The 21,376-nt window shown below is 57.2% G+C and carries 19 protein-coding genes; 4 read left to right on the top strand and 15 right to left on the bottom strand.

Features of this window, described 5'->3' with window-relative positions; translation table 11 throughout:
• The 10 genes from H6B10_RS03775 to rfbA all read right to left on the bottom strand — a co-directional run.
• A partial coding sequence (locus tag H6B10_RS03775; RefSeq protein WP_204649797.1) for a UvrD-helicase domain-containing protein occupies positions 1 to 2,073 on the bottom strand: 2,073 nt, incomplete at its 3' end.
• A 12-nt stretch (positions 2,074 to 2,085) separates the two neighbouring features.
• Positions 2,086 to 5,415 (bottom strand): PD-(D/E)XK nuclease family protein, encoded by a 3,330-nt coding sequence (locus H6B10_RS03770; protein ID WP_204649795.1) that lies wholly within the window; start codon positions 5,413 to 5,415, stop codon positions 2,086 to 2,088.
• A gap of 77 nt (positions 5,416 to 5,492) precedes the next feature.
• Complete coding sequence (locus H6B10_RS03765; protein WP_204649793.1) at positions 5,493 to 6,071, bottom strand: stage II sporulation protein R; 579 nt, start codon at positions 6,069 to 6,071, stop codon at positions 5,493 to 5,495.
• Positions 6,072 to 6,132: 61 nt separating this feature from the next.
• Positions 6,133 to 7,023, bottom strand: a complete 891-nt coding sequence (ispE, locus tag H6B10_RS03760) for a 4-(cytidine 5'-diphospho)-2-C-methyl-D-erythritol kinase (RefSeq protein ID WP_204649791.1) — start codon at positions 7,021 to 7,023, stop codon at positions 6,133 to 6,135.
• Between the two features lie 34 nt (positions 7,024 to 7,057).
• On the bottom strand, positions 7,058 to 8,236 hold the full coding sequence (locus tag H6B10_RS03755) for an aminotransferase class I/II-fold pyridoxal phosphate-dependent enzyme (RefSeq protein WP_204649799.1): 1,179 nt from the start codon (positions 8,234 to 8,236) through the stop codon (positions 7,058 to 7,060).
• Positions 8,236 to 8,715, bottom strand: coding sequence for an Lrp/AsnC family transcriptional regulator (locus tag H6B10_RS03750; protein ID WP_204649789.1), 480 nt, complete (start codon positions 8,713 to 8,715; stop codon positions 8,236 to 8,238). The genes H6B10_RS03755 and H6B10_RS03750 overlap by 1 nt, the downstream gene beginning before the upstream one ends.
• Before the next feature lie 134 nt (positions 8,716 to 8,849).
• A complete protein-coding gene (locus H6B10_RS03745; protein ID WP_204649787.1) occupies positions 8,850 to 9,836 on the bottom strand; it encodes a hypothetical protein in 987 nt (328 codons plus the stop codon).
• A 65-nt stretch (positions 9,837 to 9,901) separates the two neighbouring features.
• A complete protein-coding gene (gene rfbB, locus H6B10_RS03740; protein WP_204649784.1) occupies positions 9,902 to 10,966 on the bottom strand; it encodes a dTDP-glucose 4,6-dehydratase in 1,065 nt (354 codons plus the stop codon).
• 7 nt (positions 10,967 to 10,973) lie between these two features.
• Entirely contained in the window at positions 10,974 to 11,876 is a 903-nt protein-coding gene (rfbD, locus tag H6B10_RS03735; protein ID WP_204649781.1) for a dTDP-4-dehydrorhamnose reductase, read from the bottom strand.
• Positions 11,877 to 11,887: 11 nt separating this feature from the next.
• Positions 11,888 to 12,772 (bottom strand): glucose-1-phosphate thymidylyltransferase RfbA, encoded by an 885-nt coding sequence (gene rfbA, locus H6B10_RS03730; RefSeq protein ID WP_204649779.1) that lies wholly within the window; start codon positions 12,770 to 12,772, stop codon positions 11,888 to 11,890.
• A gap of 308 nt (positions 12,773 to 13,080) precedes the next feature.
• On the opposite strand from rfbA, the gene H6B10_RS03725 reads away from it, so the two are divergent.
• The 4 genes from H6B10_RS03725 to H6B10_RS03710 all read left to right on the top strand — a co-directional run bounded on the left by H6B10_RS03725 (position 13,081) and on the right by H6B10_RS03710 (position 15,353).
• On the top strand, positions 13,081 to 13,419 hold the full coding sequence (locus H6B10_RS03725; protein ID WP_204649777.1) for a hypothetical protein: 339 nt from the start codon (positions 13,081 to 13,083) through the stop codon (positions 13,417 to 13,419).
• A 61-nt stretch (positions 13,420 to 13,480) separates the two neighbouring features.
• Positions 13,481 to 14,425 carry a class B sortase gene (locus H6B10_RS03720; protein WP_204649775.1) on the top strand — a complete coding sequence of 315 codons (945 nt, stop codon included), beginning with the start codon at positions 13,481 to 13,483 and terminating at the stop codon, positions 14,423 to 14,425.
• Between the two features lie 96 nt (positions 14,426 to 14,521).
• On the top strand, positions 14,522 to 14,743 hold the full coding sequence (locus H6B10_RS03715) for a YdbC family protein (protein WP_204649773.1): 222 nt from the start codon (positions 14,522 to 14,524) through the stop codon (positions 14,741 to 14,743).
• 7 nt (positions 14,744 to 14,750) lie between these two features.
• The gene (locus H6B10_RS03710) at positions 14,751 to 15,353 is read left to right on the top strand and encodes an HD domain-containing protein (RefSeq protein ID WP_204649771.1); all 603 of its coding nucleotides are present in this window, start codon (positions 14,751 to 14,753) and stop codon (positions 15,351 to 15,353) included.
• 48 nt (positions 15,354 to 15,401) lie between these two features.
• Here the strand turns inward: H6B10_RS03710 and H6B10_RS03705 are convergent, their stop codons facing one another.
• The 5 genes from H6B10_RS03705 to H6B10_RS03685 form a co-directional block, all read right to left on the bottom strand.
• On the bottom strand, positions 15,402 to 16,568 hold the full coding sequence (locus H6B10_RS03705; RefSeq protein ID WP_204649769.1) for a DUF4179 domain-containing protein: 1,167 nt from the start codon (positions 16,566 to 16,568) through the stop codon (positions 15,402 to 15,404).
• Positions 16,561 to 17,115, bottom strand: a complete 555-nt coding sequence (locus H6B10_RS03700; RefSeq protein ID WP_204649766.1) for an RNA polymerase sigma factor — start codon at positions 17,113 to 17,115, stop codon at positions 16,561 to 16,563. Before H6B10_RS03700 ends, H6B10_RS03705 begins: the two co-directional genes overlap by 8 nt.
• Before the next feature lie 153 nt (positions 17,116 to 17,268).
• Positions 17,269 to 18,267: a hypothetical protein gene (locus H6B10_RS03695; protein WP_204649763.1), complete on the bottom strand. Its 999-nt coding sequence runs from the start codon at positions 18,265 to 18,267 to the stop codon at positions 17,269 to 17,271.
• A 35-nt stretch (positions 18,268 to 18,302) separates the two neighbouring features.
• Entirely contained in the window at positions 18,303 to 19,520 is a 1,218-nt protein-coding gene (gene ftsZ / locus H6B10_RS03690; RefSeq protein WP_204649760.1) for a cell division protein FtsZ, read from the bottom strand.
• Between the two features lie 249 nt (positions 19,521 to 19,769).
• Positions 19,770 to 21,053 (bottom strand): UDP-N-acetylglucosamine 1-carboxyvinyltransferase, encoded by a 1,284-nt coding sequence (locus tag H6B10_RS03685; protein ID WP_204649756.1) that lies wholly within the window; start codon positions 21,051 to 21,053, stop codon positions 19,770 to 19,772.
• Positions 21,054 to 21,376 lie beyond the last annotated feature (323 nt).

Here is a 21,376-nt window from a genome sequence, read left to right as displayed (position 1 = left end):
GGTACGCGCCAACAGTTCTTCCATCAGACGATCCACCGGCAGCGTCCGTGCCAGACGGCGGTATTCGGCCAGTGCCTCGGTAAAAGCGGAGAACCGTTTCTGCCCCCCATACAACACAGCGCCATACAGGCTGCCTTTGGGACAGGCCCGACGCAGCGCCACCAGATCGTCCGGCGTATACGGAAACATAGGACTGAGCAGCACCGATGCCAACGGAATGTCCTGGGCAGGGTTATCGATCACCCGCAGCAGCGCCGCAAAGGGACGGATATGGGGTTCATCCAGCAGATCCGCCGCCGTATCGGCAAACACGGGAATCTCCGCGGCGCGGAGCGTTTCTTCATATACAGAAAAATCCGAACGGCCGCGCAGAAGAATACAAAAATCCTCATACCGGCAAGGGCGCAGTCCTTCTTTGCTGCGCACCAAAAAGCCTTGCTGCATCATTTGCGCAATGCGCCGGGCAATGACCGCCGCATCTCCGGCGGCATCAGCACCTTCGATCACATCCACTTCGCACAAACCCGGATAGGTTCCGTCATCCTTGCCCACGACCAGCCGCTGGCCTTCGCCATAGGCAACGCCGCCCAGACCTTCCGAGAAAAAGACCGAAAACAGGTAGTTGATTCCCGCGATGACCTGCGGTGCACTGCGGAAGTTTGCATCCAGTGCCAGGGTGGCCGGTTCCGGCACCGGCTGCGGGTACGGCTGCCAGTGCAGCTGTTTGCCCAGGAACACCGCCGGGTCTGCCTGCCGGAAACGATAGATGCTTTGCTTGATATCTCCTACAAAAAACAGGTTATCCGCCTGGGGAGAGGCCAGCGCAAAGTAAATGGCATCCTGCAAGGCGTTGGTATCCTGATATTCGTCCACCAAAACGGCGGAATAGCGCTGGCTGACCGTGCGGCACAGGGAGGTGCGTTCCCCTTCCGGTGTGATGAGAAGGTCCAGGGTAAGATGCTCAAAGTCTGCATAGTCCAGCAGTTTTTCTTCACATTTGGCAGCAAAACAGGCATCGGCAAAACGCTGCGTAACCCGTACCAGAGCTTCCACCAGCGGCGCCGCACGGCGGCGGTCCTGCTGGTATTCCTCTGCCGTGCAGAGCAAAAACTCATTGCGCAGCCCTTCGATCTGCTTTTTGGCACGGGAACGCAGTTCACTGGCTGCGAAAGCCGCAGGATTGGAATCCTTGCCGCCTTTGATGCGCCCCGCTTTTCGCCAGGCGCCGCCGGTTTCCACCAATGCCGCAACCGCGGTATCCCAGTCCCCTTGTTCCAGTTTCTGGCACAGCCATTCTACCTGTGCCGCGTCGTCCTGCAGAACCGCCGTATACGCCGCATCCGCCGCTTCGTCGCGGGCCGCCGTGCGGGCACCCGCTTCCAGCAATGCCTTGGCGCCGCGGGCGCGAGCCAGCGCAATACACAACAGGTCCTGCCCCCACGGTGTATTCTGGGGCGGTGCATCCTGCTTCCAGAGTTCTGCAAAGGACTGCAACGCTTGCACCGGATGCGGCAGCGAACGGCTGAAATGATACAAATCCAGCACCGCGTTGCCCGCCGTCTGGTCTGTGCGGCCACGGTCATACAGATCCGCAAATGCGCGGAAATCCGGGTCTTTGTAGGCGTCCTCCAGCACATCGGCCAGGGTTTCCTGCTCGATGCGGGCCAGGTCCGCTTCCTCCGCTGTTTCAAAATCGGGCGGCACATCCAGCGCCGCAAAATGCTGCTGTACAAAATGCAGGCAGAACGCATCCACCGTGCCGATGGATGCCCGTTGCAGAAGAAGCTGCTGCCGGCGCAGACGCACATCCCCGGGATGGGCGCGCACCTCATCTGCCAGACGATTGGCAATGTCTGCACGAAGTTTGGCCGCAGCCGCATTGGTAAAAGTCATGATCAGCAGGCTGTCCGCTTCCACCGGATGGACCGGGTCGGTAATCAGACCCACCACACGCTCTACCAGGACGCGGGTCTTGCCGGAACCGGCCGCAGCCGAAACCAGCAGACTGCCGCCCCGCGCTTCGATAGCCGCAGCCTGGGCGGGGGTAAATTGAATTTTGGGTGTATCCGGCATGGGGTTCTCCTTTTATTCTTCAAACGGATCGGAAGCAACATCCACCTTGCGTTCATGCTCGCCGTCCCGATGGGCACAGGCAATCCGGAAATCGCAATAAGCACAGGGACTGCGCCCGTTGTTGCAGAGCGGCTCGGCATCGATTTTGCCCGCATAGAGATTTTGCGCCATCTGCACCAGCAAACCATCCAGATGGTCCCGGATGCGGGCTAGCTTTTTCTCGTCAGCCAGCCGTCCTTTGCCGTTGGTGACTTTTCCTGTTTTGGCATGGAAGTTCAACGGTACAAACTCACCGGTGCCGCGGGTATCCATAGCGCGATATATGCTTTCCTCGTCCAGCAGCAGGCCGTTAAGCGGATAGACAGGCGGCTGCTCCGCTTCGCCCTGTTCCACCTCGGCGCGCGGAACGCTTTCCGGCGCCGGGTCTGCCAGCAGGTACTCCACGCCGGCTGCCGCCGCCCCCGGAAACTGCTGCTGCGCATTGCGTTCCAGCGTAAACAGATACAAAAGCATCTGACAATCCAGACCGCAATACACTTCCTTGAGTTGAAAATCTTTGCCGCCGGTTTTATAGTCCACCACGCGCAGGTAGGTACGTTCCCCCAACGGCATGGCATCCACACGGTCTACCGTGCCTACAATACGCACGGTGTGGCCTGCCCCGTCGGACAGTTCCACCGGGTCGATGCGTGGTGCGTCGGGGTCCTCCCCCGGGCGGTCATCAATACGCAATTCAAACGCCACCGGCTGGAATCCGGACTGAAGCAAGTCCCGCTGGATAAACCCCAGCAAGCCCACCAGATTGCGGCGGATACGCTCCACCAGATATTGCATACGGACCGTCATGCCGGGCAGATTCTCCCGGGTATATTCTTCTACCAGCGAATCCACCAGGGCCTGCAGTTCTTCCTCTGTCAGGGTTTTGAAAGATTCCCCCTGACGGCGAAGGGCGTTTTCCAACACCCAGTGGGTCAAGGTACCACTGATGTTCGGAGCCAGTTCCGCCTTTTGCCGCGGAGCTGCGCGCAGTACAAACTGCATGAAGTAACCAAAAGGGCAGGTCTGATATTTTTCAAACCGGGTGGGACTGATGCGCAGGCTGCCGCCCAGCAGTTTTTCCAGTTCCTCCGTCTGATGTACAGCGGCCGGTTCCGCACGTTCGGCTCTTCGTACGGCCGCATAGCCGGGCGCTGCATCCGGTGTATTTTCCACACCATCCAAAGCGGCCCGAAGCGCGCCCCCCTGTCCTTGCCGGTCAGGCTGCTGGCTGAGAATGCCCAGAATATCCAGCGCCGCCGCCGGGGTAGCGGCCAGTTGCGCCGTAGAGGGGGCTGCAAAAGGCACCTGCAGAAAGCTGCGAACCGGTGTCAACGCCGCACTGGCGGGAGCGTCATCTTTATCGTCCGCCGCGGCAGACCAGCTCAACCACAGGAAAGACCGTGCTGCGGTCAGTGCCTTATAGAAGCAGACGCCTTCGCGCAGGACTTTGTTTTCAAAGCAGTCCGGCAGTTCCGCTCCCTGGGCAATCATGGCATCCCGGTCCGCATGGGTCAGCAATCCCTGATCGCCGGGCGTCTTGGGGAATGTCCCTTCTTCAATGCCGACCACGAACACCGCATCCGTTTCGGGCAGGCGCATTCGCCCCGCCGTGGTCAGGATCACACTGTCCAGGCTTTGGGGGATATGCCCCATATCGGTGGTGCGCAGCAAGAGTGTAAACAATTCGGCGTAGTCGGCAGCCGCCAGCGTTTCCTCCCCCAGCAGCTGGGCCAGCTGGTTGAGCAGCCCCATGACTACGTTCCATTCCCGCAGAACTTCGTCCGCTTCCGGCAGACGTCCTTGGGCTCGCAGCGTTTCGGCCAGTGTATTCAGGGTGTTTTCCGCGCCCAGATCCTGCAGGAAAAGATACAGTTGCTTTGTGAGCGCGGCTGCGTTGGCATTTTTGGTGCGCTGCAAAAACTTCTGTGCCCGTTCCGCCACATAGGCGCGGGCCGCCTCGGCGTCCTCCCGGGTGCGGACGTCCTCTTCCCGTTCCGTTCCTGCGTAACCGGCGGCACTGCGGGTAAACGGAGTACGCCAGTCGGCGGATTTCAGCGGCCAGGTGTAGGCATAGTTTTCCAGAGCTGCCTGCTGGCGTTCCGGCAGGTCTACCAGCCCGGTTTTGAGCAAACGAAGTACCGTGCGGCTGGACAAACCACTGCGTGCCAGTTCCAGTGCCGCATGTACCGCACGGGCCGGCGCCGTATTTTCCGGCGTGGTGGGCTCATCACAGAACAGCGGGATGTTCTGCAGCCGAAACTCATAGCGGATAGGGCCCAGATATTGTTCGGCATCCCGGCAGATCACCGCCATACGGTTGTAGGGCGTACCGGCGCGGGCACGAGCCGCAATTTCGGCCGCCACCGCTTTGGCCTCCGCCTGACGGTTGGCCGCAGCATGGCACACAATGGAGGGATTTTCCAGAGAAACGGTGCATTGCGGTGTATAGGTGGGGTCCGCCAGCAGCAGATTCAGCTCCACCAGCGCCGGCGCATCGGTATGGCGCAGATCCTCGGTCAGTGTATCGATATGTACCGGCACACCGGCATCCGCCGCCATGCGCCGCAGGCTGGATGCTACCGCTTTTGCGCCGCTGAACAGTCCCATACCGCCGTCACGGTCCTGCATACCGTCGCAGCACAGGCAGACGGTGACATCGGCTACCGGCAGCATAGCTGCCAGCAAAGCACGCTTGGGCGCATTAAAAGTATCGAATTCATCAATGTAGACCGCGCGCCCTGCAAAGAATGCTGCGTCCAGATACTGTGCCGCCAGCTGCTGGCGGTCGCCCGGGTCCATGGCGCTCTGCCCCAGCATGGCTTCGTAGGCGCCGTAAATCAAGGAAAGTTCCTGCAGCTTGTCCCGGTCGGCACCGGGCGCCTGGGCATACCCAGCCAACGCCTGCGGTGTGACACCGGCACTTTTCAGTTCCTCTATCGTCTGGGCTGCCTTCTCACAAAAAGCAGCCGAACGGCGCTGACGGCTGTAATACACCACCTGGTCCAACAGCGAATCTACCGCCCGGCGCACCAGCAGCGCGCGTCCTGCTTCGTCCAACGTCTGGACCGCTGCGCCGCCATAACGCTGCAGCAGTGTTTCGGCCAGTGATGTAAAGGAATAGCTTTCCACATAAGCGGAGAGCGTATCCCCCAGTGTACGGTAGAGCTGCCCTTCCGTGGAGGAGGTAAACTGTTCCGGTACGATCAGCAGACTGTGCTCGCCGCGCTCCGCACGGTCACGCAGTTCCGCCATCATACGGCGGGACTTGCCGCTTCCGGATGGCCCCAGAAGTAGGTGTAACATAGAGGATTCCTTTCCTGTTCGACAGAAAAAAGAGGGAAAGGGCAAACCGATGGTTTTCTCTTCCCTCTTGGTATGGTTTACCCCTGCAAAGCATCCAACAGGGCAAGACGCACTTCATACCGGCCGAACACCAGTGCATTTTCTGCTTTGGTGGGATATTCGGCTGTAGCTCCGGATACACACAGCGCCGGGTACAAAACACAAAACCAGTTGTGGCCCTGTGCAGCGCCCAATTCCACCCGCAGTGCCGTATAGGTACCGCCGGGCAGGGCGAACGTTCCGTAGTTTTTGGCGTCAAAATCAAATTCTTCCAACCGAACGACTGCAGTCTGGCCACTGTGTGCCCCCTGCATCGCCCGGTTGGCAGCGTACTGCAGCGCCGGCAATGCATTTTTCAGGGCATGCACTGCCTGCTGCGGCGTGTCGGCTTCGGTCACGGAAGCAGGCAGCGCTTCCAGAATGGCGTCGCGGACTTTCAGCTTCAAAAGCTGATCTTCGATGGTATCGCTGTTGGCCAGCACATGCAGCCGGATGGTGTCCGACCGCACCCGGTCCGCCACGCTTTGCCGCCAGGACAAGCCCAGCGTAAGTACCACAGTAAGCAGAAATCCCAGGCCTACGCCCAGTTCCAGCACCTTTCGTCTACGGCTTTTCATGGTTTATCTCTCCCTTCGCCTAAAGTATCGGCAAAGGAAGCGGGCCGTAAACAGTGTGTGCTTATTTTTTCATCGGACGGCGTACCGTTACGCGCGGACCGCCGTGGGTGGGGCGGCAGAGATACACCTGCTTATAGCCGGCCTTGAGAGCCGACATGGCGGCGCGGGCTTTATCCTCCTCTGCAAAAACGCCGAACACCGCCGCGCCGCTGCCCGTCATCTGGGCGGTCAGCGCGCCGTTTTCCCGCAGGATTTTGCAGATTGCGGGGGTTTCCTCGGCACCGGAACAATGTTCCAGCGCATTGCCTGCCGCATCGCAAACAGCTTGCAGGTCGCTGGCCCGTACAGCCTGTTCCTGGGCTTCACAATCCGGATGCACCGGGCTGCCCATAGTATCATACCGGGCAAAAGCCTCCGGCGTGGAAACACCCACGCTGGGCATGGCCACCACGAACCAGCAGTCCGGGCAGGGCGGCAGCGCTTTCATCAGGTCGCCCACGCCCCGCACCCGGCAGGTACCGCCCATAAGGGCAAACGGAACATCCGCCCCGATTCCCGCGCCAATGGCGCACAACTCGCTCATGGAAAGGCGGGCATCGTACAAATCGTTCAGGCCCACCAGCACACCGGCCGCGTCGGCACTGCCTCCGGCCATTCCGGCCCGAACAGGCACCCGCTTATAGATCGTCATATCCACCCCTGCCAACAGGCCGGTATAGTGAAAGAACGCCAGCGCCGCTTTCACGGCGGTGTTTTTATCATTCACCGGCACAAAACTGCCCGGCAGCGTCAGGCTCAGTCCTTCGCTGCGGCGCAGGGTGATTTTTTCGTACAGATCAATGGTCTGCATGACCATATCCAGATCGTGGTAGCCGTTGGGCAGCGTGCCCACAACATCCAGCGAAAGATTCAGCTTGGCCGGAGCCAACACCGTTACGGATTTTTTCAGCATACGGGTCACTTCCCCTGTTCATTTTGCGTGATCATCAGTCCTTAAGCCAGCCGTTTTCCTGCAGGAACGCCCGGATGCGCTGCATGGCTGTTTGCAGATGGTCCACGCTGTACGCATAACTGATACGTGCATATCCTTCGCCAGAAGCACCGAACGCATCGCCGGGAATGATGGCTACTTCTTTTTCCCGCAGCAGCCGTTCGCAGAATTCCTCACTGGAAAGGCCACTGACCTGGATGGACGGGAACACATAGAATGCACCCCGCGGTTCAAAGCAGGTCAGTCCCATCTGGTTCAGGGCCTTGACCACATACCGGCGGCGGCGATTGTATTCATCGCGCATCATCTCGATCTGGTCATCGCACTGACGCAGCGCCGTGATGGCGGCATACTGGCTGGTGGTAGGAGCACTCATGATGCAGCTCTGGTGGATTTTGGTCATAACCTTGATGATGGGTTCCGGTCCGGCTGCATACCCAAGCCGCCAGCCCGTCATGGCATAGGACTTGGAAAAACCGTTGACCACAATGGTACGTTCAGCCATGCCGGGAATGGACGCAAAGGAAACATGACGGTCCAGGCCATAGGTCAGTTCCGAATAAATTTCGTCGGAAAGCACCATGATGTTGGTATCCCGCAGTACGGCGGCGATTTCTTCCAGATCCTGTACACTCATGACCGCGCCGGTAGGATTGTTGGGGTATGGGAAGATCACCAGCTTGGTACGCGGTGTGATGGCCGCCTTCAGCTGTTCCGCCGTCAACCGGAATTCATCCTCAGCGCGGGTGGCAATATGCACCGGCACGCCGCCGGTCAGCTGGGTGATCGGCTCATAGCAAACAAAACAGGGTTCCGGAATAATGACTTCATCGCCGGGCTGTACCAGCGCGCGGATGGCCAGGTCGATGGCTTCGCTGCCGCCCACCGTAACCAGAACCTGCGGCACATCGTATTTCAGGTCAAACCGGCGTTCCAGATACCGGCAGATCTCGGCGCGCAGTTCTTTCAGGCCTGCGTTGGCTGTGTATTTGGTGCGGCCCTGTTCCAGGCTGCGGATGCCCGCATCACGCACACTCCAGGGCGTTTTGAAGTCTGGCTCGCCCACGCCCAGCGAGATGCAGTGGGGCATGTCGCTGGCCAGGTCAAAGAACTTGCGGATGCCGGACGGGCGCATGGTCTTGGCGCTGGGCGCAAGCAGTTCGTTATAGTTCATCACAGCATTGTCCACTCTCTTTCGTCGGTCTCCTCGGCCTGATACAGGCGGCCGCTCCGCTTATACGCCCGCAGCACAAAGCTGGTTGCGGTAGAAATCACATCGTCCAGCGGAGACAGGCGCTTGGCAACAAAGAGGGCAATCTCCTGGAAGCTGCGCCCCTTGATGATAACCTGCAGATCATAGCTGCCGCTCATCAGCAGAACCGTATCCACCTCATCAAAACCGGCAATAATCGTGCCGATATCGTCAAAACCGCGGGACTTGTGCGGCGTGACACGCAGTTCGATCACAGCCTCGACCAGGTTCACACCGGCGCGTTCCCAATCCACCAGTGCCTCATAGCCACGGATATATCCTTTAGCGGCTGCCTCATCCATCATTGCCGCCACTTCTTCCGGCTTTTTATCGAGCATTGCGGCAATATCCTCGATGGGCATACGAGCATTCTTTTCCAAAATGCGAAGCAATTCTTCCATAGTGGCACACCTCTTTATGTATATATGGTATGATTATACCATAATCGCCACCGGATTGCATCTGTTTTTTCGCACCAACACAGAAAAAGGACCTCCGTGCCTGGGCACGAAGGTCCTTTTGGTTTTTGAGCAGATCAGCCTACCGCGTCATTCGAGCCGGATGCATCGCTGCCGGCGTCCTGAGAAGAAGCTGTATCTTCCGACACCGTTTCCTCCGAGGCGGCATCCTCGGCCGGTTCCTGCGTGGTTTCCTCAGTGGGGGATTCGGAAGTTTCTTCCTGCACGGGAGTTTCCTGAACGCCTTCTTCCGCGTCCACGTCACTGGCTGCGCCCGTCAGGGTGGAGTCCAGCTGGCTTTCTACCATAGACTGGGTATCCTGCGTTACCGCTGCGGTGGGCGAAGGTTCCGGCGTAGCTTCCACCTTCATCTCGCTCTCCTGCAGCGCACTGAGATACCATTCACGATTTTCGCCGCGGGTGAACACATAATCCATATACTTGACCGGCTCGGTCGGCGCGGTCAAGGACAATTCACCGCTGGTGCTGTTGCTGGTGGTGGGAATATACCCGACCGTAACGTACATTTTGCCGCCGGACGTGGAAATCTTTTCAACCTCCGGCGTGTACTGGGCCACCGAACTGGTGACCGGTACCAGATAGCACTGCTTTTCTTCGTTGTACTGGTAGACAAACTCCTCCGTGCTGAAGCTGCCGTCAGTAATGGGGTAATCCGGTCCCAACAGATTGGAAATGTAGGTGTCGATCTCCAGCTTGGGAATCATAGCCGAACCGGTATCGGGATCACGCTCATACTGATCCAGGCTTTCCCCATTTTTCTGAATCTCATACACCGTGCCCCAGATGGCTGCCTGCTTGAACACACCGGGATCTACATCGTTGACATCATCAAATGCCAGCGGGTCCAGCATGACCATGCCGTACAGTCTGTCGGCATAGGAAGCACGGCGCCCGGAATCATCCAGAGCCGTACGCAGTGCGTTGACCACCCAGCCGAACACCGTAAACAAACCGATGAGGGCCAGCAGCAACGCAGCCGCGCCCAGAATCTGGCGTGCCAAACGGCGGCTGTTGCGGATTTGTTCTTCTCTGTAATTTGCCATTGTGGATTATGAAGCTCCTAAAGATCTATGGGCCTGCAGGCCGCAAAATGTCTGTCGGGCAGAAATTACTTGTTCTTGTACATCTGCTCGTAGTATTTCTGGTAGTCGCCGCTGGTGACGTGGCTCATCCACTCCGGATGTGCCAGATACCAGTCGATGGTCAGCACGATGCCCTTCTCGAAGGGAGTTTCGGGATACCAGCCCAGGTCTTCCTTGATCTTGGTGGGGTCGATGCCGTAACGGCGGTCATGGCCCAGACGGTCCGCCACATGGGTGATCAGTTCTTCGCTGATGCCTTCATCCTTCAGGCGGTCATGCAGCTGCGCAATAACGGTCTTGACGATGAAGATGTTGGGGCGTTCGTTGTGGCCGCCCACGTTGTAAACCTCGCCGTCCTTGCCGCCGTTGGCCACCATGTCGATGGCTTTGCAGTGGTCCATGACATAGAGCCAGTCGCGGATCTGCATGCCGTCGCCATAGACCGGCAGCTGCTTGTGCTGCTTAGCGTTGTTGATCAGCAGCGGAATCAGCTTTTCGGGGAACTGGTAGGGGCCGTAGTTGTTGGAGCAGCGGGTGATGTTCATGGGCATGCCGTAGGTGTCGTGGAATGCCTTGACGAACATATCGGCGCTGGCCTTGCTGGCAGAATAGGGGCTGTGGGGGCACAGCGGGGTGGTTTCCATAAAGTAACCCTCGGCACCCAGCGCACCGTACACTTCGTCGGTAGAAACCTGCAGGTACTTTTTGCCTTCCTTCCAGGTCTTGGCCTCGGCGTCATACCAGGCGTCCTTGCAGCACTGCAGAAGGTTCACGGTACCCAGCACATTGCTCTCCACGAAGATTTCGGGGTTCTTGATGCTGCGGTCCACGTGGCTCTCGGCAGCAAAGTTGATCACGTAGTCGGGATCATACTTGGCGATCAGGTCGGTGACCAGCGCTTTGTCGCAGATATCGCCCTGCACGAAAATATGACGGGCGTCATCTTCGATGTCCTGCAGGTTTTCCAGGTTGCCGGCGTAGGTCAGCTTGTCCAGGTTGATCAGGCGAATATCGGTGTATTTTTCCAGCATGTAGTGGACAAAGTTGGAGCCGATAAAACCGGCACAGCCGGTAACAAGATAAGTTTTCATAAATTACTCATTCTCCGTTCCAGTTTGCAAAAAAGTCCTTGAGTGCTTCGCGCCAGTCGCGCATTTCGTCCCCAACGGTGCAGCGAAGCATACGGTTATCCAACGCACTCCATTCAGGACGGTTGGCACTTTCGGGATGGGCGGCGGCATATTCCGCGCTGGTGCAGGGAATCACCTTGCAGGAAAGACCGGCTTCCTGCATGATGGCGGAAGCAAAATCAGCCCAGCTGCAAATTCCGTTGCCCGTGCAATGGTAGATGCCATAGTCGTGGCTGACGGCCAGTTTTAGGATATGGTAAGCCAGGTCCACCGCATTGGTGGGATTCCCCAGCTGATCCTGCACGACAGTGATCTTCTCATGGGTCTTGCCCAGATTCACCATGGTTTTGACAAAGTTCTTGCCGTAGTAGCTGTACAGCCATGCTGTACGCACAATGATGTGCCGGCGGCAGAAACGTTCCACATACTGTTCGCCCAGCAGTTTGGTCTGTCCATAAGCGGAGATGGGCGCCGGAACAGCACATTCATCCAGCGGAATACCACCGTTGGGCGTACCCGGGAACACATAGTCCGTGGAAACATGGATCAGACGTGCGTTGACTTTATCGCAGGCCAGGGCCAGGTTGCGCGGGCCGATGGCATTGACGCCAAAAGCAGCATCGCGGGATGTTTCACAGCCGTTGACATTGGTAAAAGCGGCACAGTTGATCACGGTATCCGGCTGGTGGCGGCGAATGTAGTTGATCGTCGCCTCACGGTCCGTGATGTCAAGTTCATCCACATCCACCGGGATGACGGTAGCCTTACGCAGCCGCTCCGGCAAAGCCCCCAGCACACAGCCTTCTTCTGCCAGCTGGTGCTGCAGTTCGGTGCCAAGTTGCCCCCGGCACCCCGTAATCAAAATTTTCATGACAATTCCTCTCAATACAGGAGCTTATCGTTTGCTACGTTTTTCAAGTGCATTCCGTAAGGAGATTTACCGTAGCGTTCGGCACTTTCCAGCAGCTTTTCCTTGCTGATCCAGCCGTATTTATAGGCGATCTCTTCCGGAGCGGAAATTTTGATGCCCTGGCGCTGTTCCACCGTCTGCACAAAGGTGGCCGCTTCCACCAGCGAATCCATCGTGCCGGTATCCAGCCAGGCATAGCCACGGCCCAACAGCTGCACATCCAGTTTGCCCTGTTCCAGATACATGGCATTCAGCGTGGTGATCTCCAGTTCCCCGCGGGCACTGGGTTTGACCTGCTTGGCCATTTCCACAACATCCTTGTTATAGAAGTACAGACCGGTAACCGCATAGTTGCTCTTGGGGTTGGCCGGTTTTTCTTCAATGGACGTAGCGCGGCCTTCTTTATCAAAAGAAACAACGCCAAAGCGCTCCGGGTCGTTGACATAGTAGCCGAACACGGTGCTGCGACCGGCAGCTGCGTTGGCAGCCGCTGCCTTCAACCGCTTGGAGAATCCAGCACCGTAGAAGATATTATCCCCCAGCACCATAGCGCAGCAATCTCCGTCGATGAACTCCTCCCCCAGAAGGAACGCCTGTGCCAGGCCGTCCGGGCTGGGCTGCACCTTATACTGCAGATGCAGACCGTACTGGCTGCCGTCCCCAAGCAGGGCCTCGAAGCGCGGCGTATCAGTGGGGGTAGAGATGATGAGAATATCCTGAATGCCCGCCAGCATCAAAGTGGACAGAGGATAATAAATCATCGGTTTGTCATACACAGGCAGCAACTGTTTGGAGGTGACCATCGTCAACGGGTAAAGTCTTGTACCGGCCCCACCGGCAAGGATAATACCTTTCATCGTTACAACTCCTTATACTGAATTTGGCAGTGCGCGCCGCCCATCCTACGGGTTATCCCCATTGGGGCATAATCTCACACAATATTGGAATCATTATAACGCATTTATTTTTATAAAGCAAGTAGCAAATCCTCTGCCTATGTATGCTTGCCCGGTGGAATTTGTTTCCACATTGTTACCATTTGTTTACGAACGCTTGACGCACACCCTGCCATATGATACAATATACGCAGTGTAAATACCGAGGGCTTTGTACGCCGTCTTGTAATATACTTTCTGAACATTGAATTTAAGGAGGCGTTTTCGCGTTGAAACGCTTTTTATGTGCTGCCTTTTTCATTGCTTTGGTAGCTTTGTTGGCCGCTTGCGGTGTGTTGAACCAGAGCAGCGCCTCTTCCGAGGTAACTGCCACGCCCACCAATTCTACTTCCCGTACGCAGCAGCGCAGCGATAATGTTCCCGTGAATGAAACCGCCGCCAAGGTAGATGTAGTTACTGCCCAAAGCAGCCAGACGCCTTCTTCCACTGCTGAACCGGCTACCACCGGAACCCCTGCCACGGGTGAGTTTCCCGTTTTCTATCTGGCTGGGATTGTCGGCCTGATTCTGATTTGTTCCGCCGGTCTGCTGATGCTGCGAAAGATATAAGATGCAACGCCCTGCGGGGCGTTTTTTTATTTCCCCGAAAATTGCCGAAAGGAGGTCCCCCATGGGCAAGCGCTACCGCAGATTGCGCGGTGACACCGCCTACTACCCGTTTGCAGCCCGCACCGGGCTGCGCGCCCGGCAGCGCCGCCGTGCCCGTCGGCTGCGTTGGGCCGGAGCTGCTGCGCTGGTACTGGCCGGGGCACTGTTTCTTCGGCAGACTGTTTTTAACGGCGGGCAGCCCAAGCCGCCCGCACCCATATCCAACACATCTGCGGCTGTTGCCACCGGGGAATCCAGCCATGTGACGGTCGAGGCTATTGCTGCCACCCGAGATGCGCTGGCGCACACGGAGGAAGCAGACGCCCAGGCGCACCGGACGCCGGAAACCGCCGCCACACCACCCCCTGAACAGACGAATCAGGTACTGCCTCAATATCGTGCACTATACGAGGAAAATTCCGATCTGATCGGGTGGCTGCGCATGGACGGCACCGATATTGATCTGCCCGTGGTGCAGACCCCCGGCGATAACGAATACTATCTGCGCCGCGGTTTTGATGGCCTGTACGCCACTGGCGGCACACTGTTTCTGGACGAGCAGTGTTCTGTCCTTCCGGAAGATTCCACCGCCAACTGGCTGATTTACGGTCACAACATGGCCGACGGTTCTATGTTCGGTGAGCTGACGCGGTACCGGGAGGAGTCCTTTTATAAAGAGCATCCCACTTTTACCTTTGATACCATCTACGAATCCGGTACCTGGCAGGTAGTGGCCGCGCTGGACACCACACTTGGCCGTGACGATCTTCCCTACTACACGTTTTTCGACGCAGATTCTCCATCGGAATGGCAGGAACGGGTAGACGCCATCCTCTCTCTGGCTCTGTACGACACCGGCATCACGCCGGAATACGGCCAGCAGCTACTGACGCTTTCCACCTGTGGTGACACCCGACTGAATACCAAATCCCGTTTTGCCCTGCTGGCTGTACGGGTAGAGAACTGATTCTTCCCTACAATGCCGCAGCGGTTTGGTCTTGCATTTTCTGCCCGAATCGGCTATGATGTTGCAGGACATATATATGAAAGGAGCCTGACAAGTATGGCAGAATTTACCTATGAAATTACCGAGCGCATTGCAGTGCTCTCGACCAATGCCCGTGGCTGGGAACGCCAGCTGAATATGATCAGCTGGAACGGCAATGCCCCGAAGTATGATATTCGCGACTGGTCCCCGGATGGAACCCGCATGGCCAAAGGCATCAGCCTGACCGCTGAGGAGCTCAAGACCCTGAAGGACATTCTCAACGACATGGAACTGTGAGGTCCCTATGGAAGACTACCACGCTCAATTTGTGGAGATCTACACCAAAAACATTACGCGCCCCGGTGCCGACCGCCTGCTGAATTGGTTGGAAACCACGGACTTTTTTACCGCTCCGGCATCCACCCGTTTCCACGGGGCCTGTGAGTGCGGACTGGTCATGCACAGCATCAATGTATACCAGGCTATGATGCAGCACTTTTTTACCGAAGGCGAAAACGCTGAAAGCTACGCCATATGTGGATTGCTGCATGATCTGTGCAAAGCCAACTTTTACAAGGTGAGCACTCGTAATGTAAAGAATGATGCCACCGGCCAATGGGAAAAAGTCCCCTTTTATCAGGTAGCCGACCAGCTGCCTTACGGCCATGGTGAAAAGAGTGTTTATCTGATTGAGCATTTCATGCGTCTGAAAACGGCTGAGGCCATCGCCATACGGTGGCACATGGGCGGCTTTGATGACGCCGTACGGGGCGGCAGTTTTGCCGTAAGCGATGCTTACAACACCTACCCGTTGGCTGTAAAGCTGCACATTGCCGACCTGACCGCCACGTATCTGATGGAACAGGGCACCAGCAGTGTGGAGAACGGGCACCCCAAAACCAAATAAATCCTGCACAAAACCGTCCCTCCGGATTTCCGGCGGGACGGTTTTTGTTTATTCAGGCAGTGTTACGGTCCATTCTGCCAACACGGTTTGTTCTTCGCTGTTCTTGTCAATAATGCGGACAGTCAGCGTTGTTACGCCTTCCGGGACCGCATCGAAATAATATTTTGTGGTTTCCCCGTCTGTTTCAGGTGTTCCTCTGACCCACTCCAAAGAAGTTCCATCTCCGGTTAGCATCTGCGGATACAAGGCAACACCTTCCGATACAGATTCTGCTGTATATGCGATGCATGTCTCACCGGGCGTTGCTTTCAGGCTGATCAACCGGATACCGTTCTGTTCCCCACCCTGGATTTGTCCCACACGGGTAAGAGAAGCATCCTCTGATACCGTAAAGTTCAAATTGTAGGAACCTTCCAACAGCGTTTTGTCCTCGCTGCCTTCCGTTACACCTACCAGGTTGGAGAAAGTCAGCGATACCTGAATATCCTGGGTACCGCCGGTGTAATTTTGCAGATTGTACTGCATTTCGCAGAAGAAGGTCCGATCATCCTGCTTACGGAAACAAGGCAGCAAATCGCCACCGATAGCTTCCCCGTTCATGGTTACACCGCCATAGAGAGTATTGGCTTCCTCCCGGGAAGTATCCTCATACAGTACCGGCGGATCAATGGTCACTGCATCAAACCCGGCCAGGCTTTCATCCGATGCAGTAAGAACCAGCCCCACTCGCAAATACAATTCATCACAGTATACCTGGCGGAGGGTCAGCGTATAAGGCAGTGTTTCCGCAGCACTTTGTTGCGCGGTCATGGTTTTGGGTTCCGTCTCCGGTACTGCTGCAGGTGCGGATTCTGCCTGCAGCTGGGCGGGCTGGGCGTACTGCGTCAATCCGTCCCCCTGCAAATATCCTTTGGACAGATGGTTGAAGTAAGCAAACACGTCCCCCAGAACAGGAATCCCTTCCGCCATGGCCGGTTGGACACTGTTCACCCCTGCCAGCAATATCACACAGGCCGCAGCGCTCAGCAGTCCCCGCGCCCATACCGGCAGATGCCGCCGTGCAGTTTTGGCTGTACGCCTGCCTTGTTGACGGGTCCCCTGCCCTGTACGCTGCAGCACAGACCGGGTCAGGCGCTGCATCTCGGCTTCCGTCAACTCCGGTTCCTGAATCTCAATTTCGTTCAGATCATTCATCCAGTCTTTGGTTTCAGGCATGGGTATACCCTCCTTTTTGCAGTTCTTTACGGAGCCGTTCCCGGCCTCGGCAAAGCCGAGTATTCACGCTGCCTACACTCATCCCCAAGCTTGCCGCTATTTCGCGGCTGGATTGCATCAGATAGTATTTTCGCAGAAATATTTCCCGATCGGGTGGCCCCATGGCGTCTACCAGTGCCCCCACCCAATCGGCGGCATCCCCGGCTGTATCCGGCATCAATTCCGCAATGGTTTGGGTCATTTCCTCTGTCAGTGGCACTTCTTCCCGGCGATGCAGTACCCGGTAACGATTGATTCCCGTATTGCGTGCTGTAACAATCAGCCATGCCCGCACCGGTGTCCCTGTATCGTATAATTTCTGCGCGTTGCGCCATAAGGCTACGAACACATCCGCCATGCACTCTTCCACATCGCGCTCCCGCTGGGGCAGGATGCGCCGCAGGATTCCGCGTACCAGCGACGCATAGTCCCGCATTGCCCAGCGCAGACCGGTTTCCGGGTCAGTCAGAATTGCTTGTGCCAGACTGGGCGTGCAAGGTTCTTTCATAACGTTTCACTCCTTCTTCTTTTGACGCCTTTCACTTTGATAAACAACCACCTCATCCGGATTCTTACAAACACAATCACATTTCTTCAAAAAATCAGGCATAAAAAAACGCTCCGGCAAAAGCCGGAGCGGCAACGTGTAATTTTATAAGGATTATGCCTTGGATGTCTGATCGTCGATCTTATCGATCTCGTCCTGCAAAAGCTGAGAAACCGGGCGGCGGGTATTGCGCAGTCTGCGGCTTGCCGGTTTTGGCGCAGGGGGCTGCGCATTACGGTGTGCACGTACAGGCTGTGCGGTTGCCTTTACACGGAACTGCGGCGCAGGCGATTTGGCAGGTGCCGGTTGGCTCTGCAACGGATTCGGCTCCGGCACGTTCCATTCCGGTGTGCCCTGGGCGAAATCCCGCATCTCTGTTCCCAGTTCTTTCAGTTCCGCTTCGGTATCATCCAACGCCTGATAAATCGCCTGGGTCAGACCGTCCAGGTCCAAAGTAGCGGCGTTCAAGCGCTGATCCACGCGCGCCAACCGATCCCGCACCAGCATAACACCGGCTGCAATACCGCGGGCATTTTCTGCCATACGGCTTTTTTGGGTATCGGCTTGCTGTTTCAGTTCCTTCTCGGCGCTTTCGGCGTACAACTTGGCGTCAGACAGAATTTTGCGCGCTTCCAACTTTGCTTCCCGCACCACGTCAGGTGTGGGCGCAACCGTCGGATTTTGCAGCCGCGCCGCGGAAAGCTGCTTTTGCAGATCTTCCACCTGCTGCTGCAGGTCATGGCACTTCAGCTGCCAGATATTAGCATTTTTCTGGCTTTCCTTTTGGCCGGACTGGTATGTATCCAGCTGTTTTTGCAAGGTTTCCAGCTGTTCCTCGCCTTCACGGCGCTTGGTTTCCGCCGTTTCGGCACGCTGGTTTGCCGCAGCCGCCTCTGCCTGCAGTGCTTTGAGCCGGGCATCGGTATCTGCCCGTTCGCTGCGCAGAGTTTCCAACTCGGTCTGGACACGACGCAATTTCTGCTCGTATTCCATTTCGTGCTGCTGGGCTTCGTCGGCCAACGCGTTCATATACGCCAGCACATCATTTTTATCAAATCCGAACAAACTGGAACGAAAGCCTTGTTCCTGAATGTTCTTAGCTTCCGATGGCATGGCGTTTTACATCCTCTCGCGGCAAATTGGCTAAATCAAGAACGCTTGTTCAAGATGCTGAGCAGATCGTCGAAATAATCGCCGTCATCCTCTTCCTCAGCAGGGGCCGGAGCTGCACCCACCTGGGTATCCACACCAGTGTTGAAAGACTGGGTGAAGATGGGGTTGGGCATAACAGGGCTGATATCCGGCGAAGCGGGCTGGGCCTTTTCGGCGGGCTGAGCACCCTCCACAGACTGGGCAGCGGCAGCACGCTTGGCATCCACATGGGCCTGAATGGGTTCATCAACTTCCGGGGTGCTCTCGAAACCGGTAGCAACCACGGTGATGCTCATCTCATCGCTCAGGCGCTCATCAAACGCAGTACCCCAAATGATGTTGGCATCGGGATGAGCGGACTGGGTGATCATGGAAGCGGCGGTCTCTACATCGTCCAGACCGATGTCGGGGCTGGAAGTGATGTTGATGATCACGCCACGTGCACCGGCAATGCTGGTCTCCAGCAGCGGGCTGGAAATGGCAGCCTTGGCGGCATTTTCGGCCTTGCCGGCACCCTTGGCCACGCCAACGCCCATGTGAGCGAAACCGGCGTCCTTCATGATGGAGCGCACGTCGGCGAAGTCCAGGTTGATGAAGGCCGGAATATTGATCAGGCTGGAAATGCTCTCGACGCCCTGACGCAGAACGTTATCGGCAGCCTCAAAAGCGTTCATCAGCGTGATGCGCTCCTGGCTGATTAGCTTCAGGCGCTCGTTGGGAATAACGATCAGAGAGTCCACATGCATCATCAGGGAGGCAATGCCCTGCTCCGCCAGGCTCATCTTGCGCTTGCCTTCGAAGGCAAAGGGCTTCGTCACGATACCGACGGTCAGGATGCCGAGATCATGGGCAGTTTCCGCCACAACGGGAGCCGCACCCGTGCCGGTGCCGCCGCCCATACCGGCGGTGATAAAGACCATCTGGGCGCCTTTCAGGGCGTTGGAAATTTCATCCTTGCTTTCTTCAGCAGCACGCTGGCCAACTTCCGGATCAGCGCCGGCGCCACGACCCTTGGTGAGCTTGGCGCCCAGCTGAACTTTCTGGGTGGCCTTGGAGTTGAGCAAGGCCTGCTGATCGGTGTTCATCGCAACGAACTCGACCCCGGACAGGCCGGACTCTACCATGCGGTTCACAGCGTTGCCGCCGCCGCCACCTACGCCGATGACCTTGATATTGGTCACATTTTGCATTTCTTCGTCGAGAACGAATGCCATGAGTGTATCCCCCTAAAATGTAAAAGTGTCAGCGGACCTTTGGGTTACACCACCGAAATGGGCACACTGGTCCGTGAATTTTTTGCATATAACCGATTATTAGAATAACAAATTTCCAGCCTGATTTCAATACCTGTGGGGAAAATTCGTAAAAAAATGCCTGTTTCGCCGCAGAATCCACCAACCGTAGGGGGCAGTCAGTCGGATTATTTGGCACAAACGTAGAATTTTGCGGCAATTGCCCGCTGATTATCTGCGTACGGGTTGGCACTGCACCGCGCACCGTGCCCCCAACTGCGCCAGATCGGCCGCAAGATCGGCATAGCCCCGCCGGATATGCCCCGGGTCCTGCAAAACACTGGTCCCCCGTGCCGCCAGCGCCGCTACAAACAAGGCCGCGCCGCCGCGCAGATCTGGAGCCTTTACTTCGGCCGCCTGCAGCATGGCTCCACCGGCAAGTTGCAGCATCCGTCCTTTGACACGGCAGGATGCGCCCATTGCCGCAAATCCTTCCGCACAGGCAAACCGGTTGGCAAACAGATGGTCGTAGATCTCACTGGCGCCCTCCGCTTCCAGCAGAACCGCAGCTGCCAATGGCACTGTATCGGTGGCAAAGGCCGGCCATGCATTGGCATACAGCTGCTGCCCGCCCCGCAGTTTCTTCTGTGGGTCCCGCAGCAGCGTTACCGCGTTCTCGTGCAATACCGTTTGGACGCCGCAGTCCCGCAGAAATTGCAAAAACGCCTGATAATACGCGGGAGCGCAGCCTTCTATGGTGATTTCTCCCCCTGCAGCAGCCACCGCGGCCCCGTAAGTAGCCGCAGCGATACGGTCCGGGATGGGCGTATACAGCACCCCGCCCAACGTGCGGCGCCCCTGTACTACAATAACCGGTGTACCTGCCCCGGTGATCTGCGCACCGCATGCGCAAAGAAACCGGGCCAGATCACAGACTTCCGGTTCACATGCAGCCCCCCGGAGCACCGTAGTTCCCATAGCGCAGCAAGCGGCCATCAATAGTGTCATGGTTGCCCCCACACTGGGCAGACGCAACGTAAAGTCTGTTCCCTGCAGCGGTCCTGTACGGCGCAGTGTTACCGCTTCGCCTTCCAGTTCCACACGAGCACCCATAGCCGCCAGCCCGGCCAGATGAATATCCACCGGCCGCGGTCCCAGCCGGCATCCCCCCGGAAGCGGCAGCCGGACCATTCCCACCCGGCAGAGCAGCGGTGCCAGATAAAACACCGAGCTGCGCATGGCTCCCGCCAGGTGCGGCGGAATCTCGCCAAAAAGATCCGCCGCGGATACGGGCAGTGTACACAGATCCGGGCCATGACGCACCGCTTTGGCCCCCACCGCCTGCAAAAGAGCCAGGCTGGTATCCACGTCCGCCAGGTCCGGAACCGCATGCAGACAGCAGGGTTCCCCACACAGAAGTGTTGCTGCCAACAGCGGCAGAACACTGTTTTTGGCAGCCGCCGGGCGGATGGTCCCCCGCAAGGTCTGCCCGCCGGTAATTGTGATTGTCTGCATGATGGCCCCCTTTTTCGTTCGCATAAAGCAGACGGCAAAAAAGAGTGCGGCTTACGCCGCGCCTCCAAAATTTTCCCGGGCCGGATATTGGCCATCCGCCATTACGCATTTGTCTACTAACTTATATATGTGGATGGCGGCAGGTTATGACGCTCCGCTTCACAGCAGCATCGGTTGAATCTGCACCCCTCGCAGCGCGCCTTCCAGCGTTTCCGGCAGTTGTGTAAAATCACTTTTCAGGCTGTTGGGCTTTTTGTAGCTATCATCCTGGCCGAATGGTACAAAATAATAATGCTTTCGCTGCAGCAATGCCGCCAGTGCCG

Origin of the sequence: Gemmiger formicilis, assembly GCF_016901605.1 — a bacterium.
Classification (GTDB): Bacteria; Bacillota; Clostridia; order Oscillospirales; family Ruminococcaceae; genus Gemmiger; species Gemmiger formicilis_B.
Note: the sequence above shows the minus strand (reverse complement) of the source record. Positions and strands in the feature narration are given on the sequence as shown.

Excerpts from the sequence above, each read along its gene's own strand:
- H6B10_RS03770 (WP_204649795.1), bottom strand. The coding sequence starts at position 5,415 with ATGTTACACCTACTTCTGGGGCCATCCGGAAGCGGCAAGTCCCGCCGT.
- H6B10_RS03765 (WP_204649793.1), bottom strand. The coding sequence starts at position 6,071 with ATGAAAAGCCGTAGACGAAAGGTGCTGGAACTGGGCGTAGGCCTGGGA.
- ispE (WP_204649791.1), bottom strand. The coding sequence starts at position 7,023 with ATGCTGAAAAAATCCGTAACGGTGTTGGCTCCGGCCAAGCTGAATCTT.
- H6B10_RS03755 (WP_204649799.1), bottom strand. The coding sequence starts at position 8,236 with ATGAACTATAACGAACTGCTTGCGCCCAGCGCCAAGACCATGCGCCCG.
- H6B10_RS03750 (WP_204649789.1), bottom strand. The coding sequence starts at position 8,715 with ATGGAAGAATTGCTTCGCATTTTGGAAAAGAATGCTCGTATGCCCATC.
- H6B10_RS03745 (WP_204649787.1), bottom strand. The coding sequence starts at position 9,836 with ATGGCAAATTACAGAGAAGAACAAATCCGCAACAGCCGCCGTTTGGCA.
- rfbB (WP_204649784.1), bottom strand. The coding sequence starts at position 10,966 with ATGAAAACTTATCTTGTTACCGGCTGTGCCGGTTTTATCGGCTCCAAC.
- rfbD (WP_204649781.1), bottom strand. The coding sequence starts at position 11,876 with ATGAAAATTTTGATTACGGGGTGCCGGGGGCAACTTGGCACCGAACTG.
- rfbA (WP_204649779.1), bottom strand. The coding sequence starts at position 12,772 with ATGAAAGGTATTATCCTTGCCGGTGGGGCCGGTACAAGACTTTACCCG.
- H6B10_RS03720 (WP_204649775.1), top strand. The coding sequence starts at position 13,481 with ATGGGCAAGCGCTACCGCAGATTGCGCGGTGACACCGCCTACTACCCG.
- H6B10_RS03715 (WP_204649773.1), top strand. The coding sequence starts at position 14,522 with ATGGCAGAATTTACCTATGAAATTACCGAGCGCATTGCAGTGCTCTCG.
- H6B10_RS03710 (WP_204649771.1), top strand. The coding sequence starts at position 14,751 with ATGGAAGACTACCACGCTCAATTTGTGGAGATCTACACCAAAAACATT.
- H6B10_RS03705 (WP_204649769.1), bottom strand. The coding sequence starts at position 16,568 with ATGCCTGAAACCAAAGACTGGATGAATGATCTGAACGAAATTGAGATT.
- H6B10_RS03700 (WP_204649766.1), bottom strand. The coding sequence starts at position 17,115 with ATGAAAGAACCTTGCACGCCCAGTCTGGCACAAGCAATTCTGACTGAC.
- H6B10_RS03695 (WP_204649763.1), bottom strand. The coding sequence starts at position 18,267 with ATGCCATCGGAAGCTAAGAACATTCAGGAACAAGGCTTTCGTTCCAGT.
- ftsZ (WP_204649760.1), bottom strand. The coding sequence starts at position 19,520 with ATGGCATTCGTTCTCGACGAAGAAATGCAAAATGTGACCAATATCAAG.
- H6B10_RS03685 (WP_204649756.1), bottom strand. The coding sequence starts at position 21,053 with ATGCAGACAATCACAATTACCGGCGGGCAGACCTTGCGGGGGACCATC.